This is a genomic window from Hyphomonas oceanitis (genome assembly GCF_036964545.1).
GTDB lineage: Bacteria > Pseudomonadota > Alphaproteobacteria > Caulobacterales > Hyphomonadaceae > Hyphomonas > Hyphomonas oceanitis.
Map to the genome: position 1 here is coordinate 1 of NZ_JBALTL010000013.1, position 17083 is coordinate 17083.

Below are 17083 nucleotides of genomic sequence, written 5' to 3' on the forward strand. Positions count from 1 at the left end.
TCTCCGTTGCGACAGACTCTCTATTCAAATGCGGGACCAAATGGGTCTCAGGTCACTTCCATGCTGAGTTAGCCTGTCACAGCTACAACTCTAATGGTCACGAGGGCGAAATTGCACCTGCATTTCAATACGAAAGTGAACCATTGGAGTTGAGCTTTCCAAATCGCACAGAAGCTTTCTTCTCTCAACGGTCTCTCGCGTATGACCGGGGTACCTATTCGTATCTCTCTATGACTGGCTCAAGAAAATGTGCGAGATTTTCCGCCATCACCCTTACTCCTTGCGAAGTCGGATGGAGCCCATCGGACTGAAGAAGGTCCGGCTGGTTTTCGACACCATTCATCAGGGATGGATAGTATATCAGACCAAATTGTGCGGCTAGGTCAGGATAGATTGAAGCGAAGGCAGCATCGCGGCCGCCTTCCTCCATGGCGCTGCGAGGCTGAAGGTCTACCAGAATGCAGTCAATATTATTATCCTTGGCCTTCTGAATGATCGCGGACAAATTCTGTTTCGCTAATTCAGGAGTAATTCCCATCAAATAGTCATTGGCGCCAAGTGCGATCACAACCATATCAGCATCGGCAGCCGTCACGCTCCAGTCGAACCGCGCAAGGCCATTAGCAGTCGTATCGCCGGATACACCAGCATTGACAACGCGGGCTTCAATGCCTTCAGCCTTGAGTACATTGGCGACCTGCTCTGGCAGAGCTTCCTCCGCAGCAAGGCCAAACCCGGCAGTCAAACTGTCACCCAGGAAAACCACGACGGGCCCTGACGCTGGAATAGCAGGAGGAGTTGATTCCTGTGATTGATTTGCTCGTTCAGCTGGCACGTCGGCAGGAGGCGCACCACAAGCAGCGAGAATAGACGCATGGAAGAGAATGGCGATGATGCCGCTCCACCTCGTCCCTTGTAATCCTGTCCGTTCGACTGACATCATACCTATCGATAGACAGGCGGCCAAGGGTTGGCAATGTGCGCTGCCATCATGGAAGGCGAAGTGAATGACGAGTGCGCTCGAAATGAAGAACGTATGGCTGACATTTGCCGCAGCCGATGGCTCACTGGATGTCCTGAAGGATATAAGCATCGACATTCAGTCGGGCAGCAGCGTTGCGATTGTAGGGCCATCAGGTTCAGGCAAGTCGTCGCTTATTTCCGTTGCAGCTGGCCTTGAAAAGCCAAGCCGAGGCGAGGTGTCGTTGCTTGGCGAACGGATAGAGGCGTTGAGCGAAGACCGGCTGGCGCGTCTTCGCCGAGGGCGGGTCAGCATGGTATTTCAATCGTTTCACCTGCTCGAAACCATGACAGCTTTCGACAACGTGCGAACGCCCTTGGAAATTGCAGGCTTGGACTGCGTAGAGGCTCGTGCGGATGAGTGGTTGGAGCGGGTCGGCCTATCACACAGGCGATTACATTATCCCGGGCAATTGTCGGGTGGAGAGCGGCAGCGGGTTGCAGTTGCCCGCGCTCTCGCGAGTGACCCCGCTGTCATCTTCGCTGATGAACCGACTGGAAATCTTGATGCTGAATCGGGCCGCGGTGTTGCTGATCTCCTGTTTGCACTTACAGGTGACAAGGAGACGACGCTGGTTCTGGTGACACACGATACTGAATTCGCGTCGCGGGCCGCGCGTGTGGTGCACATGCGCGACGGGCGCATCGAATGAACGGTGTGGCAGTAAAGATCGCTTTGCGCGAGCTGTCTGGCGGTTTCCGGGGCTTCTGGATATATCTGGCATGTCTCGCCATTGGGACCGCCGCTATCGCAAGTTCAGGGTCGGTAACCGAAGTCTTTACACGCGGCCTGAATGCGGAGTCGCGCAACCTCCTTGGCGCCGATGTGATTTTTGCCGCCTCGCAAAGGCTTGCGACCGCAAATGAGCGGACATTTATCGCGCAGCTGGGAATAGTTTCGGAAACTGTATCTCTCGACGTCATGGGGAGCGTTGCGGACACCCGGAAACAGGTGGATGTTCGCGGTGTTGACGTGAACTATCCTTTGCTGGGCGCAGCCGGTTTGGCTGGAGGCGCCAAAACACTGCAGTCAGCTTTGCGTAAAGACGGCGACAAATGGGGTATCGCCGTCAGCAAGTCTTTTCTTGAGGATTTCGACATCGGCATTGGTGATGCGGTACGGCTTGGTCCCCTCGATGCAATCGTGACTGCTGAGCTGAAGAGCGTTCCTGATCGCATTGGTACACCGGGAACGTTTGGGCCTGAAGCCATCGTGAGCCTTCAGGCATTGGCCGAAGCGGATCGTCTTACTCCTGGACAATTGTTCCGTTCGGGACTCCGTGTCGTTCTCAAGCAGGGAATTACGATCGAGAATGCGCAAGAGCAATTCGAGAGTGAATTCGGCGCAGGCACGATGCGTATCCGAACGCCGGAAGACTCCGTCGATGGTCTGAAGTCACTCCTCAATACGTTGAACAGTTTTCTCGCCGTGATTGGTATCGCAGCACTGATCGCTGGGGGCGTGGGTGTAGCGCAGGCAACCAGCTCATTTCTCGATACTCGTATCGGGTCTATCGCTGTGTTGAAGGTATTCGGCGCTGAAGCAGCAACAGTGAGGGCGGCATACATGCTACAGCTGGGTGCCCTGGCTTTCATTGGCGCTTTGGCTGGTGTGGCGCTGGGCGCAGCGGTCCCATTCCTGCTGTCATATTTTGCGGGAAGCGCGATCCCACTTCCTCAAGCGTTAGGTGTGTACCCGCTCCCTCTTATCAAGGCGCTAGTGCTTGGCTTATTTGCCGCCTCGATGTTTGCACTTCCAGCAATCGGTCGTTCGCGTGCAACTCGCCCGTCTGCCCTGTTCCGGAGGCTTGCTGACAATGAACGTGTTTCGGTTCCATGGATTGAGCGGATTGGGGCGATAATTTCCGGGATGTTCCTTTGCGGTTTGGCAATTGCATCAAGCTATAGACCGGGACTGACCGCGCTCGTGCTAGGTGGCGCTGCGCTCACACTCCTTCTACTCGTCGCAACAGCATGGCTGGTTAAGCGCCTTGCTCGAATTGCATCAGTTGGCGCGACCGGAATGCGGCGTCTATCGCTCGCGAATTTGGGGGGGCCAGGATCACTGGCACCGACTATTGTGCCAGCTCTGGGCTTGGGGCTGGCCTTGTTGACGCTTGTTGCGGCTGTACAAGCAAACCTGTTACGTCAGATCAGTCAGACTGCGCCATCAAATGCACCATCTGTCGTTTTCTCTCAAATCCCGTCCAACCGCATTGATGAGTTTGATGCGCTAGTGAAATCGCAAGGCCTGGATACGGCTGATGAGACCACGTTCCGCCAGGCGCCTTTCATATTGGCGCGGGTGACGGCATTGAGGGGCGCGCCGGTTATGGAGGCAGAGATTGCCGAATCTGAGCGTTGGGTTGTTCGCGGCGAGACAACAATCACCTATCTGGCAAACAAACCACCGGAAACCATACTCACAGAAGGACAATGGTGGCCCGAAGATTATACAGGCCCACTAAAGGTGTCGGTTGAGGCTGATGCGGCCAAAGGGATGGGGCTCGGTGTCGGCGACACTATAGAGTTTCGCGTCTTCGGTAGAGATTTAACGGCCACAGTATCATCCTTGCGGAAAGTCGAGTGGGGCACATTCAGTATTGGTTCAAATGTTGTTTTCATTCTCTCTCCGGGAACGCTGGAGGCGGCCAATCCGGCTTTTGTCGCCATTGCGAAAACCACCCCGGAAACTGAAGCAAGCATAGTCGCTGCGCTAGGTGGATCCATGCCCGAGGTCGTCGTATTCCACACCCGTCAGGCACTTGAAACGGCTGCGCGCTTGCTTAGCCAAATCGCGGTTGCCGTTAATGCGGCTGCTGGCATCGTAACTCTTTCCGGTTTGCTCGTATTGCTCGGAACCTTTGCGGCGCTCGCCCGGAAACGCCGTGCCGAGGCGGCTTTGCTTAAAGTGTTTGGAGCGGAACGGACTCAGGTTTTGGGGCTCTATGCCAGCGAATTTGCGCTTGCGGGTGGTGCAGCGGCTCTTATCGGGTCGAGCATTGGGGTGGCGGCGGCTTATCCTATTGTTGTCTATGCTTTCGAGGCGACATGGAATTTCCCATGGTTTGAGACACTAATCATTCTGATCGCGTCGGTATCCATTTCTGCAGTGGGAGGGGCGGCAGTGGGCCTTGCCACGCTTTCAAGAACGCCGGCGCAGGTACTCCGCATGCCTTGAGACCAGCAGATGGTTCTCCTTATGGTTGATGTTTTATCTACCTATCTCTCGCTGTGTTTCGCAGTGGTAAGTGCGTGAGAGCTTGACGGCTGGCTGACTCCTGTGAAGCGTGCGGTCATGCCTCCAATTGAGACCAATATAGCCCCTTGGCTCCTGCGTTCTAAGGTGACGCCCCCACGACAACTCATGTCGGTAATCGGCCGAACTGATTTGATAAGCCGGCTGGAAAGTGGTGCCGAGGGCAACCTGATTATACTTGAAGCGCCGGGTGGATACGGAAAGAGCTGCCTGCTCAGCGAGTGGCGGGACCAAAGTAAACAGTCAGATGTGACGGTATGCTGGTTGTCTATAGACGAAGATGACGATGTCGAGACATTCATCGCCTATCTCGCCTACTCGGCACATATCGCTGGGATTGACATGACCCAGTCCGGACTTCTGAATTTCGAGTTTAGCACGGACGGGAATCCGAAACAGGCGATCCATCGGTTTTTGGCATGTATCGAGCGCACAAGTCGACCTGTCCGGATTGTGCTAGATGATTTTGAGCGCCTTTCGCTATCTGTGCAGAGGGATGTTATTCCTTCACTGCTTGCCCGGTTACCGGAAAATGCGACCATCATCGTCGCATCGCGCGAACCAGCTGGAATAAGCACTGTCGACCTTGATCACCGTGGACTGGTTTCGCGCCTCGGTCCAAATGAGTTGCGGTTTGGGCAACAGGAGATGATGCGCTTATGGAAGGGGCGGCTTACCCAGCGCCAGATCGAGCGGCTGGGAGAGCGCACAGAGGGATGGCCTGTCCTCATCCGGCTTTTGCTCACTGCTTCTGACATGGGCACATTTGATATTAGACATATTGATGAATCCAGCTATAGCGACATGGCTATCACCACCTATTTCGAGCAAAAAATCCTGAACCGCATTGAGGCCGACCTGCGCCGCTTCCTGCTGGAGGCTTCGATCTTCGATGAAATTCCCTACGAAGCCATATCCGACGTGCTTGGTCAGGATGATGACCAGTTCATGGGCAGACTGGAGAAGCTTGAAGCCTTTCTTGCACCACTGTCCGGTGAAAATGCGGGATATCGTCTTCACCCCATGATGCGAGGATACCTGAAGCAGACCTTGCAGAATCAGGCGCCGCAGCGATATGCCGCCCTGCAGAAAAAGGCTGCGTATTGGTACTCCGTAAACGGAAACCATGTGCGCGCCGTGAAGCATGCTTTGGCGGCTGACGACGAGATTCTTCTTCTGACCATTCTTGAGGATACAGGCGGCCTTGGCCTCTGGGTGCAGGAAGGGCTGATCGAGCTCAGGGCTATCGACAGGTATTTGGGGCCGGAGATCATACAAAAGTCACCGACCGCAGCATTGATGCGATGTATCATCCTTATGAAGACAGGAAAGCAATGGGATGCTGCGGCTCTATACGCAGACATTCTTTCCCGACATGCGGAAAGGATTGCCTCGGATGAGTTCCTTTCAGTTTCATGCGCCGTGGCGAAGGTGGTTCTGGCTGTATACAGTGGGGCCAAGATTGATGATGACGATGTCGAACGAATAGAGCAGGCAATTCGGCAGTCCGATGCAATCTTGGAGCACTTCGAGGGCTTCGTTCTGACGTTCAAATGCTTCGCCGCGCATCAGGCGGGACGCCTTAAGCACGCCATACAGTTTGCGCATGAAGCCTTGAAGTTTTTTGATCTTTCGGGCTCTGTTTATGGGGAGGTCTACATCCACCTCCATCTCGCCATGATCCACTCATTCATGCACTCGACTGACCGTGGCGACATTGAATTCAAACAGGCGTCAGATCTGCTAAGGAGGGAGCTGTCATTTGACAGCGGTATAAAATACCTAAGCGACGTCATCTCCATCGAAGCGTATCACGAACACTCGCCTTATGATCTAAAGAATGCTCCGCGACTAAAGAACCTCGTTGCGCGTTTGCTACGAGCAGAGGGCTGGATCGATATCTACGCCGGTGCATTCAGGACTTTATCGGAGCAAAGCTACGTTGCAGGAAACATTGATGATGCATTGCATGTGCTTGATCTCGCGCAAGAATTTTCCGTACGGAATTCGATAGCGTCTCTCAGCCGTATTTGCGTGACTCAGCGAACAATTCTGTCTCTCCTGGAATTTGGTCCCGAGGGTATTGATCTAGCCGCTTATGCATCTAATGCAAAAGAAATGGATTTCGTCGGTGACCTCGAAATCATTCCGTGGCGAATTGTAGAGGTGGAGTGCGAGCTGCACCTCCACCTTGCAAATGCGGGGCTGATAACGCCGTCACTTGAAAGAATAACGGCATTTCGGGATAGGCAACTCTCTGAAGGCAACCTGCGGGTCGCAAGTCGTATGAGTGCTTTGCTCGCGCTCTCACGACCGATAAGTCAGGCCGAGGCAGACCTTCGTATTCTTGATATGTGTCTGGCAGAGAATTGCTTTGGACGGGCAACACTCTTTATCGGATCTGCGCTGCAGAATTGTGTCGAAGATGCTGGCTTGCACATGAAGCTTCCGCACTTGATGGCTCAACTGTCAGCCAGCCAAGTTGGGAAGAAGGCGCTAACAGGGCAAGAGCAGCAATCGCTCGTCACGAAAAAAGAGCGCGCCGTTCTCAGCGAGCTTCAAAGGGGCCAGACCGACAAACAGATTGCCCTTTCCATCGGAGTAACCGAGCATGCAATCCGCTATCACCTTAAGAATGTTTATGTGAAGCTAAATGCGCACACGCGGAAGGAAGCTGTTCGCAGGGCCAGGGCCCTTGGTGTCCTAGATGCATAGGTAAGTGCCGTCGATAAAGACGCACACTAAACCCTTTCGCAAAACTGCCGAAAAACTACCGATCTTGAAAGCCGAACTACTAACCTTGTACGCGGCCTACTAACATTCCAGCGACACTCCTTTGTGTGTTTGTCGTAGCGTTTGCCTTCAAGAGTTCCAATTTTATGTCGAAGGCAGCGAACACATTTGAAAACAGGCCATAAAAACCTTCGTGTCGGTGTGGATGTTGGTGGAACCAATACTGACGCTGTCTTGATGTGTGGATCAGCTATTATTGCCTCCACAAAGTCACCGACTACACGCTCTGTTCGTGAGGGTATCGTAAAGGCGATTTCTGCAATTATTACGTCTAGTGGCGCCGACGCCTCTGACGTTTCCTTTGTCTCAATAGGAACCACCCATTTCACGAATGCATTTGTACAGCGCCGAAATCTCGATTCTGTCGGTGTCATCCGGATAGCCTTGCCGGCAGCGCAGGCCCTGCCTCCAATGACAGATTGGCCAGCTGATATATCCAGCGTCTTGGGCGGCCACACTATAACGGTTCGCGGTGGTTACCAGTATGACGGCCGGGTAAATGCTGATCTGGATGAACTCGCTGTGGCCGATGCTGCTCGCCAGTTCAAGTCGAGAAACCTGAACTCAATCGCGCTTTCAGCTCTGTTCGCACCGGTGAACGATGCAATGGAATTGCGTGCTGCCGAGATTATTTCCCACGAGCACCCCGATTGCGCGATTACGCTGTCTTCCCGTATCGGTCGGATTGGTCTGCTTGAGCGGGAGAATGCGGGAATCATGAACGCCAGCCTCGTGACGCTGGCGCGGGATACCGTCACAGGTTTCAAGTCTGCGCTTGAGGAACTGGGGATCGCGGCTCCCTTTTATGTATCCCAGAATGACGGCACGCTTATGAGCGCTGACTTCGTCGAGCAGTATCCCGTTCTGACCTTCGCATCTGGTCCGACGAATTCTATGCGCGGCGCAGCCTACTTGTCTGGCCTGAAAGATGCGCTTGTGGCGGACATTGGCGGTACGACGACCGACATCGGCGTGCTTAGTAATGGTTTTCCGCGCGAGTCTTCAGTCATGGTCGATATTGGCGGTGTGCGCACAAACTTCCGGATGCCTGACATAATCGCAATTGGGCTGGGCGGCGGGAGTATCGTCACGCTGCCCAAAGGTGGCGGGGTTCAGATCGGTCCGCAATCCGTCGGATATAATATCACAACGCAAGCGGTGGTATTTGGTGGCGAGACACTTACTGCGACCGACCTCGCGGTTGCAGCTGGATATGCGGATATAGGAGACCGGTCGCGGGTAGCCAGACTGGACAAGCGTATGATCGAGGATGGTGTGACGGAGATGCACCGCCTTGTTGAGGCCGGTTTAGACAGGATGAAAACCAGCGGGGATGCGGCCCCACTTGTTCTTGTCGGCGGTGGTTCAGTCCTTATCAATCGTGACCTAAAGGGAATTTCTGAGGTGCGGACGCATTCGGATGCTGGCGTCGCCAATGCTATCGGCGCCTCCATTGCAAAGATCGGCGGCGAAACCGACAAGGTCTATTCTTACGATGTGGAGGGCCGCGAAGCGGCGATGGAAGATGCCATCGCAAGTGCAAAGGCGCGTGCGGTAGCCGCTGGGGCTGGCGCCGACAGTCTCGAAATTATGGATATCGAAGAGTTGCCGCTGGCCTATGTGCCGGGCGGCGCGGTCCGTTTGAGAGTGAAGGTTGCTGGGGATCTGGCCGCTGCGGGAGTCAACCAACGATGAGCCTGACTCCAAATCTAACTGAACTCAAATCGGTACTTGATGTCTCTGGTTCGGGAGAGCTCATCCTTTCGGAAGACGATCTGCACGATTTTGCCAGAGGTGCCGCTTTTCTTGGAACGGGCGGTGGCGGGGATCCATATATTGGGCGCTTAATGGCGCAGAATGCGATCCGCGAATTTGGTCATCCGAAAATTATCGATGTCAATTCGCTGGATGATGATGCCACCGTTGCATTCGTTGCCATGCTTGGCGCGCCGACTGTATTGAATGAAAAGGCAGCTTCCGGTGCCGACATCGACCTTGCTGTCATGCGTCTTTCCGAGCGTTTGGGGAGGCCGATAGATGCCCTTATGCCGGCGGAAATCGGCGGGGTTAATTCGACCGTGCCGATCGTCGCTGCCGCGCGCTTGGGCCTGCCTCTCCTGAATGCAGACGGCATGGGGCGCGCTTTTCCTGAAATTCAGATGGTGGTTATGAACTTTGAAGGTGTGCGTGCGACACCTTTCGTCATCGTCGATGAACATGTTAATTCCGTGATAATCGAGACCGGCACGGCCAAGCGCGCTGAGGATTTCGTGCGTTCCGTGGCCATCAATATGGGGCTGAGCTGTATAGTCGCTGGTTACCCCATGACGGGCGCTGAGGTTAAGCGTGCGACGGTCCACAACACGCTTACGGAAGCGCTTGAGATCGGGCGTGCGATTGTGGCTGGTAGGCGAGCAGGCGATGCGGTGGGGGGGCTTGTCCGTCGGCTATCGGAGTCGTCCATCTATGGCCATGCGCGTATTTTGTTTGATGGCAAGATTATCGATCTGCGCCGAGAGACAACTGCTGGCTTTTCTATCGGTCACTGCAAGATTGAAAGCTTGAATGGGACATCGGGCGCAATGGATGTCCAGTTCCAGAATGAAAATCTGGTTGCCCTTGAAAACGGTATCTTGCGGGCGGTAGTGCCCGATTTGATCACGATTGTGGATCGGGAAACGGCAGAGCCCATTCCGACTGAAGCCCTTCGCTATGGTCAGCGTGTGAAGGTGATTGCTGCGGCCGCGCCAAAATTGCTCAAGACGCCACAAGCCCTTGAATTCATCCATCCCCGTTGTTTCGGGCTCGATTTTGACTTCACGCCGATCGAGGAACTCACGACTTAGCCGATCCTGCGCACTGAATTTTATCCAATCCACCATGGGGAACCAGAACGTGAAACAAGCCAACCTGAAGAGTCGACTTCTCTATTCCGCCTGCATTCTGAGCTTCACGGCTCTTGCTACTCCCTTGCACGCCTATGCGCAGGATGGCGCGGACACGACTACCGAAGAAAGCCGTACGTTGGAGACAGTCACTGTGACGGCGCAATTCCGTGAACAGGAGCTGCAGGAAGTTCCCAATAGCGTCGTGGCGTTCACGGCGCAGGACATCGAAGATGCCGGCATCCGTTCGACTGAAGACTTCATTGCCCTCACGCCGAACCTCACGTTCGATGACAGCTTCACCTATCTCAACAGCTTTGTTGTCGTACGCGGTGTGACGCAGATCAACAATGCCGACTCGCCTGTCGCCATCATTGTCGATGGCGTGCCGCAGAACAGCCAGAAGCAATTTAAGATGCCGCTGTTCGATGTGCAGCAGATTGAGGTGCTCAAAGGTCCACAAGGCTCCCTCTACGGTCGCAATGCGATCGGGGGCGCAATTAATATCGTAACTAAGCAACCCACAAATGAGTTTGAGGGCTTTGTCGCGGGTGGCCTGTCGAACGGCAGCGGTTACCGGATGGACGCAGGCATCAGCGGGCCTGTCGTCAAAGACCAGTTATTGTTCCGCGTCTCTGGTTCTTACTATGAGACCGACGGCCTTATAAAGAACACGTATCTTGGCCGCACGGTAGATGATGTCGATCACGACTATTCCATACGGGGCAAACTGGCCTATACGCCCAACGAAGTCTTCTCTATTGACCTGCGCGCTTCCTATAATGATGCGCAAGCTGGTGCCGCTTACGATGCAGTCGTCAACAGCACCCTGAACCCGGATTTTCGGTCAGGAAATAACTCAAATGATGTGTTTGAGCCGAGATCCAGCCTGGCTGGCGTAACGAAGGCAGATATTACTGATCTTAGCGGTAAGGCGACGCTGGATATGGGATTCGCAACGGCGACGTATATCCTCGGTTATACCGACCTCAATGAAGATTATCGGTCGGACTTGGACTTCTCGAATCCAACGCAACCAACATTTGGCCCTTTTGGCGAATTGGGTCAGGGCCAAAACCTCTCGCTCCAGCTCATGAGTCAGGAGTTGCGTTTTGTCTCTCCGGACACGCACGCTTTCCGTTGGATCGCCGGCGCGTACTACCTGCAGACCGATCGCAGTCTCCTGACTCGCGGCTTTCTCGATCTCAATGGATCGCTTGATCAGTTCGAGAATGGCGTCATCATCATTGATCGGGGCGAAGATAACGACAATACAGCCTGGGCCCTGTTCGGTCAGGCCGAGTTTGACTTGAGCGAACGTGCGACCCTGCAGGTTGGTGCGCGCTATGACGAAGACCAGCGCAATCAGAATATGCCGGGCGCTGCAGGATCAGGCAGAAGCACGACCTTCGATGCTTTCCAGCCGAAAGTGACGCTCAGCTACGATATCACTCCGGATGTATTGGGCTATGCCACTTACAGCACAGGCTTTCGGTCTGGTGGGTTCAATGCACCAGGAGTCGTTCTGGATTCATTCGGCGACGAGATGCTCACCAATTATGAGCTTGGCTTGAAAAGCACTTTCGCAAATGGTGACGGTACATTCAATATTGCTGCATTCGCTTCTGAGAGTGACGGGTTCCAGTTCTTCTTTGTCGACGCCAGCACTGTGTCGCAAATCATCTCCAATCTCGACAAGGTGGACATGCGCGGCTTCGATGCGGACGTTCAGTATCGCCTCAGCGATCAGATCACGGTCACCGGCGGCGTCGGCTACACAGACTCTGAAATCAAATCTATCGGGAATGCCCAACTGGAGTCTTACTTGACAGCATCGGGCGTCGACATTTCCAAAGTCATTGGCTCGCACTCACCCAAGACAACGGAATGGTCATTCAACCTTGGCGCCCAGTATATCAAGCAGGTTAGATCAAATCTCAGCGCAGTGTTCCGAGTGGATTACGAATATCAGGGTGAGAAATTCTGGCAGATCGACAATGTCGATGTGCGCGATCCGGTCAATCTTGTGTCGCTGAGGGCGTCGCTTGAAGGCGAGCGCTGGTCGGCATCAATTTGGGGCAAGAACCTTCTCGATGAAGAATATTATGCCGACTTCAACCCATCTGAATATGCAGGTGCCCCGTTCGATCTCGGGTCGCAGGCGCGGCCTGCCACTTATGGTGTTGATCTGAAATACAAGTTCTAGATTCAGAGAATTTAGCTGGATCTGACGAGAATGTGGGGTCAAAGCGTCCTGATATGTACTCTGTAGAAAGACCGCACTGAAGATAGAGTTTGCGTAAACTCGAATGTTCTCGGTTCTTGGCCTGCTGTCTTGAATACTTAAAAAACCAGGCCTCTGAGTAAGAGGCCTGGTTTTTTCCTTTTAGTATATGTTCACGACGGTCTAGAAGTCGACGGTGACGCGGCCATAGTAGTAGCCTCCATAGTGGCCGAATGGTCCAGCGCCCCAAGGTGCGATACCAATCGAACTGGAGACCGTGTTCTCGTCAGGATAGACATCGAACAGGTTATAGGCACCGACCGACAGCTTAACATCATCTGACAGGCCGTAAGATACTTCGAGGTCCGTTACCCATTTTGCACCATAGCTCTGGTCGAACGCCGAGTTGTTGTTCAGCGAGGTGAACTTGTCGTAGCGGGTCTCCTTGAGATTCAAGCCATAAGGGCCTTTAGTCCAGTTGACGCCTAGAATAAGTTTCGACTTCGGCCCTTCCGTGAACCAGCCTTGCGACTGCCGGTCGAACAGCGTCAGACCTAGGCCGGCGAGCTCGGATGGGTTCTCTGCAATCCGTGTGATCTCGGTCTCATTATGGTTGTAGCCAAGGGTACTGCGGAAGACGCCATATTGGTCCGTGTCGTATGTATATGTTGCAACGACGTCGATGCCCTTTGTCTGTGTGTCGATGGCATTCGTGAAGTAGCGAACATATTGATCGCCGGAGAACCCATTGGCGACCAGTATGGTGGACACACCAGCTCCCGAGAGGAGGCCGGTGCGCGTGATGCGGTCATCAAGATCAATTCGGTAAGCGTCGACGCTGATGTCCAGGTTCGCCAGGGGCGTGAGTGTAAAGCCAGCACTTAGATTGACCGATTTTTCGGGCTTTAGCGGGTTAGCGCCAAGAGCCTGTCCAATCGAGGATTCCACCTGGACGGTCTTCGACAGGATCGGAATGTACTCGCCATTCACGAGGTTTACAGAAGTGGATGACTGGGCAAAGCCTCGCTGCGCCAGCGAGGGCGCGCGGAAGCCGTTGCTTGCCGCGCCGCGAAGGGCGAGCCAATCCGTCATTTCATAGCGGCCGCTGACCTTGCCGCTGAGGACGTCGCCTGCGCTGTCGTCATAGGATTCAAATCGGCCAGCTGCGGTGAGAAGCAGTTTACTCGTCACATCATAGGCCAGATCGACATAGGCGGCGTACGCGTTGCGTGAGAGGTCGGCCTCGTCTTCAGGTGTCACGACGATCGCGGCTTGGGCGCCAACGGCGGCCGGCCTGCCTGCGAGCGAACCATCCGTGTAGAAATAACCGCCATTTTCATATGAAGCTTCGTCACCGGACTTGGTTTCGTACTTTTCGTGACGAAATTCAGCGCCAAATGACGTTTGCAATGATCCACCCTGCGGCATCGCAAACGCACGCGTAAAGTCGGCATTATTTGTCCACTGGTCGAAATAAGACGTGAAGGTCGTGAACTCAGTCGGGCTATTCGGGCCAAGCGAGGCGTTCAGTGAATTGGTCGAACCATTTTCAGCCTTATTGCGACCGAAAACCGAGCTAAAGTCCGCATCCCAGCCGCCGATTGTGCCGCGTCCGCCGCCGACGATCTCGAAGTCGGTTTCCTGGAGCGTATAGTATGGTGTGTATCCATCCGGATAAATTTCAAGGATGTTCTGGCTGCTGTTAGGCCGCCGACCGGCCTGACCAACCTCGGCTTCCCGATATCCAAACGTGCCATATGAATAGAGTTCGTAGCCATCGAATGGAAGAATGAGGTTCTGGGCAGCCTTCACTTCCGAAACACGTGGCAAGCCGCCCTGGTAAGTGCGGCGATTAGCAGTCGTTTCGCGCGGGTCTGGCGAACCGTCAGGAAGGTTGTCGTAAAGCTTGGCCGTAATAGGCGAGTTACGGACAGTTGGCTCTGCCTTCTTGCCATCAAGCGTAAGGGTCAGGGAGCCGTCATTTCCGACTGCGAAGCCTTTGGTCACGCTTGCTTGATAGGTCTCACCATCAGAACCGCTACCATCCTTGCCGTAGCGCTGACCCGTTTCTGCGGTGAAGCGGCCGCCTTCGGCATTGTTCTTGAGGATGATGTTGATGACGCCCGCGATCGCGTCGGAGCCATATTGCGCTGCAGCGCCGTCTCGCAGGACTTCGATCTGCTTGATTGCGCTGGCAGGAATGAGGTCGAGGTCAACAGGGTTGCCACCCATGGATGTCGCCCCGGAATTGAAGTCGACAATCGAGCTGTTGTGACGCCGCTTGCCGTTCACAAGAACCAGCACGTGTACGCCAGAGAGGCCACGCAAACCTGCCGGGCGGGTTACGCTGCCGAACGAAGAGCTGCCGACCGTTGCGGACTGAAAGGATGGGACAAGCTGTGTAAGCACGTCGCGAAGGGGCATGCCGCCCGCAAGCCGTGCCAAGTCTTCGTTGTTGATAACATCAATGGGGGTTGGGCTATTAATGACGCTTCTCGGCGCGCCGCGAAGGCCCGTGACGATGACTGTTTCCTGGTATTTCGTCTCGTCAGTTTCAGGTGCCGATTTTGCGGAAGCGACGGGAGCCGGTTGAGGCGCATCCAGCTGAGCCACTTCAAAAGGGGCAGGGGCCTCCTGCGCCGGTTCGACTTGTTCGCTGACGGAACGCAAAGCAATCGAGCCATTCTGATCGTTGGTCCAAATCAGACCCGTCCCGTCAAGCATGCGAGCAAGTGCTTCTTCGGGAGGTAGGTCGCCCTGGATTGCAGCTGATTTTTTTCCCGTGACCAGATCGTTCGAGACAACAACAACCCTGCGCGATTGCTCTGAGTATTTCAGGAGCGCCTTGGCCAAAGGCTGCGACTCGATCTGGAAGTCAGCTGTTTTCAACTGATCGGCCTGCGCCTGAGCAAGGCAGGTTTGCAGTGCTATGGCAGATATGGATCCCGCCAGCATATATCTGGAAATGGTAGTCAGAGCACGTTTGCGCATGATTTATCCTCATTGATGTGATCGCTCGCGGCCGGGAACCAAAGTCCATGTCCGACCGTCGCTATGGGATTGATGGAATGAGGCGCGCCAATTATCCAAAATCATTCATAAAAGATGCAGTATTCCGCATCTCGGCGCGTTACGCGCCGTCATGGATAAGTATGACCTGGCCATTGGGGCCTTCGCGTCGGCTGATTTCATGCGTTGAATGGAGTACTGCGATGAACTGATCCGTTTGGTCCACGCCAAAGGCGGCTGTGATCCGCAGATCTCCCAAAGCAGGGTCTGCCAGCACAATCGATGCGTCTCTATATCTGTTCAGATCGGATACGATTTCGCTCAAGCTGGCATTCTCGTAAGACAGCCATCCCTCTCGCCAAGGCGATGTTTTCTCCGGCTCGACTGTCGATTTCTCTGGAGCCCTCTTCATTGATGAAACGAGAAGCTGGTCGCCCGCATACAGGACGGATTTGTCGACGTCTTGAAGGGCACCCTCAATCGCGCTCGGGGCATCCGCCTTCATAACGGAAACAATCCCGTCAGCGACAGCGATGCGCATCGTGCCATCATCGTTCTTGATATCGAACTTTGTGCCGACAACGCGCACCATCATTGTACCAACTTCGACATAGAAGGGGCGGCCTGTATCGGGTGCAATGTCAAAGAATGCTTGTCCCTCAGAGAGTGAGACAATCCGAAACGCATCCGTAAACCGGGTTTCGAGACGGGACCGCGCGCCGACCGTTATAATGCTTCCGTCCTCAAGATGGATGTCGCGCAATTCGGCTGTTGCCGTTTGGAACACAGTTTCTGTGGGAGACGGCAACTCGCGGGAAGAAAGCAAAGCAAAACCCACGCCGAAAAATCCGACCACCAGAACAAGGGCTGATGCTTGAAGCCACTTCGGAAACTTTGATCGCCCCGATGGGGGAGGGGGAAGGGGCTTTGTATTGGCAACCCAACCGGGGTGACTCAGGTCCTGGAATAGCTGTTCAAATTCCCGGAAGGCCTCCGCATGGTGACGGTCGCTAGCCACCCACTTTTCCAGCTTGGCCAGCTGTTCTGGCTCCGTATGGCCGGAATGCAGATATACCACCCAATGCCTAGCGGTTTCTTTGACCTTCGCCATGTTTTCAGGGGCCGTCATGCTTCGCCTGTCGCCTTCGCTTGCCATGATAATCTACGTCAACGAGACAAGAGCGGTGGAAAGAGCCGCGAGCGCCCGGTCCATTTGCCGATAGACGTCGCCATAGGACCAACCTGTCGCTTCGACAATTTGTTGATATGTCTGTCCTTCAATCCTGTGCATCCTGACAATGGTTCGCTGTTTTTCAGGAAGCAGCGCGATTGCTTCCCATATCAGGTCAAACCGTTGCTTGTTCATGAGTACGCGTTCAGGCGTTACGTCTTCAATCGCAGAACCGGTGTATTTTTCAACCAGAGTATTCGCAAAACCCGCCTTTCGCGCGCTGTCACGTTTTGCTTCAAGCAAAATGTTCTTGGCAATTGTGTAAAGGAAGGCGCGGTGATTCTTTATGCGGCTCGTATCATCAAGAGACACCCACTTGAGAAAGGCCGCCTGGGCCACGTCTTCGGGCTCGGGTGGTCCTTGTCCAAAGGCGCGCTTCAGCTGCGTACAGAGGTCCGGCCAGTGCACACGATAAAAGGATTCAAAGTCCGAAGAAACGACGGGGGCTTCGGCGGTCGCTGCCGTAAGGAACCCGTCTTTACTGGATACATCGCTCAAAGGACTGGCCCTGGGTTTCGTTTGGTTCGAGCGGACATGCGATAAGCGCACCGCGTCTTGCAATCTTTGCCATCAAGTTTGCTCGTAGAGCACTGCAATTGGACAAAATCTAGGGTCCGGACCCATAAAAAGGATTCCTGATCAGCCTGGATCATGATTCACTG

General features: G+C 54.3%; 10 protein-coding genes. 6 read left to right on the forward strand and 4 right to left on the reverse strand.

The features are described from left to right. Nucleotides 1-214: 214 nt before the first annotated feature. Entirely contained in the window at nt 215-943 is a 729-nt protein-coding gene (locus V7651_RS18475; protein WP_335614001.1) for an arylesterase, read from the reverse strand. Between the two features lie 64 nt (nt 944-1007). On the opposite strand from V7651_RS18475, the gene V7651_RS18480 reads away from it, so the two are divergent. From V7651_RS18480 to V7651_RS18505, 6 genes are all read left to right on the forward strand, one after another. Then, the gene (locus tag V7651_RS18480) at nt 1008-1673 is read left to right on the forward strand and encodes an ABC transporter ATP-binding protein (protein WP_335614002.1); all 666 of its coding nucleotides are present in this window, start codon (nt 1008-1010) and stop codon (nt 1671-1673) included. Then, nucleotides 1670-4201 (forward strand): ABC transporter permease, encoded by a 2532-nt coding sequence (locus V7651_RS18485; RefSeq protein ID WP_335614003.1) that lies wholly within the window; start codon nt 1670-1672, stop codon nt 4199-4201. Before V7651_RS18480 ends, V7651_RS18485 begins: the two co-directional genes overlap by 4 nt. 186 nt (nt 4202-4387) lie before the next feature. Then, nucleotides 4388-6994, forward strand: a complete 2607-nt coding sequence (locus tag V7651_RS18490) for a winged helix-turn-helix domain-containing protein (RefSeq protein WP_335614004.1) — start codon at nt 4388-4390, stop codon at nt 6992-6994. Between the two features lie 186 nt (nt 6995-7180). Next, nucleotides 7181-8767 (forward strand): hydantoinase/oxoprolinase N-terminal domain-containing protein, encoded by a 1587-nt coding sequence (locus V7651_RS18495; protein WP_418887266.1) that lies wholly within the window; start codon nt 7181-7183, stop codon nt 8765-8767. After that, entirely contained in the window at nt 8764-9918 is a 1155-nt protein-coding gene (locus V7651_RS18500; protein WP_335614005.1) for a DUF917 domain-containing protein, read from the forward strand. Before V7651_RS18495 ends, V7651_RS18500 begins: the two co-directional genes overlap by 4 nt. Continuing rightward, complete coding sequence (locus V7651_RS18505) at nt 9848-12163, forward strand: TonB-dependent receptor (RefSeq protein ID WP_335614006.1); 2316 nt, start codon at nt 9848-9850, stop codon at nt 12161-12163. The genes V7651_RS18500 and V7651_RS18505 overlap by 71 nt, the downstream gene beginning before the upstream one ends. Before the next feature lie 201 nt (nt 12164-12364). Here V7651_RS18505 and V7651_RS18510 read toward each other — a convergent pair whose 3' ends face one another. The 3 genes from V7651_RS18510 to V7651_RS18520 all read right to left on the reverse strand — a co-directional run bounded on the left by V7651_RS18510 (nt 12365) and on the right by V7651_RS18520 (nt 16919). After that, entirely contained in the window at nt 12365-15172 is a 2808-nt protein-coding gene (locus V7651_RS18510) for a TonB-dependent receptor (protein ID WP_335614007.1), read from the reverse strand. Nucleotides 15173-15311: 139 nt separating this feature from the next. Next, nucleotides 15312-16319 carry a FecR family protein gene (locus V7651_RS18515; protein WP_335614008.1) on the reverse strand — a complete coding sequence of 336 codons (1008 nt, stop codon included), beginning with the start codon at nt 16317-16319 and terminating at the stop codon, nt 15312-15314. 33 nt (nt 16320-16352) lie between these two features. Further along, a complete protein-coding gene (locus tag V7651_RS18520) occupies nt 16353-16919 on the reverse strand; it encodes an RNA polymerase sigma factor (RefSeq protein WP_335614009.1) in 567 nt (188 codons plus the stop codon). Nucleotides 16920-17083 lie beyond the last annotated feature (164 nt).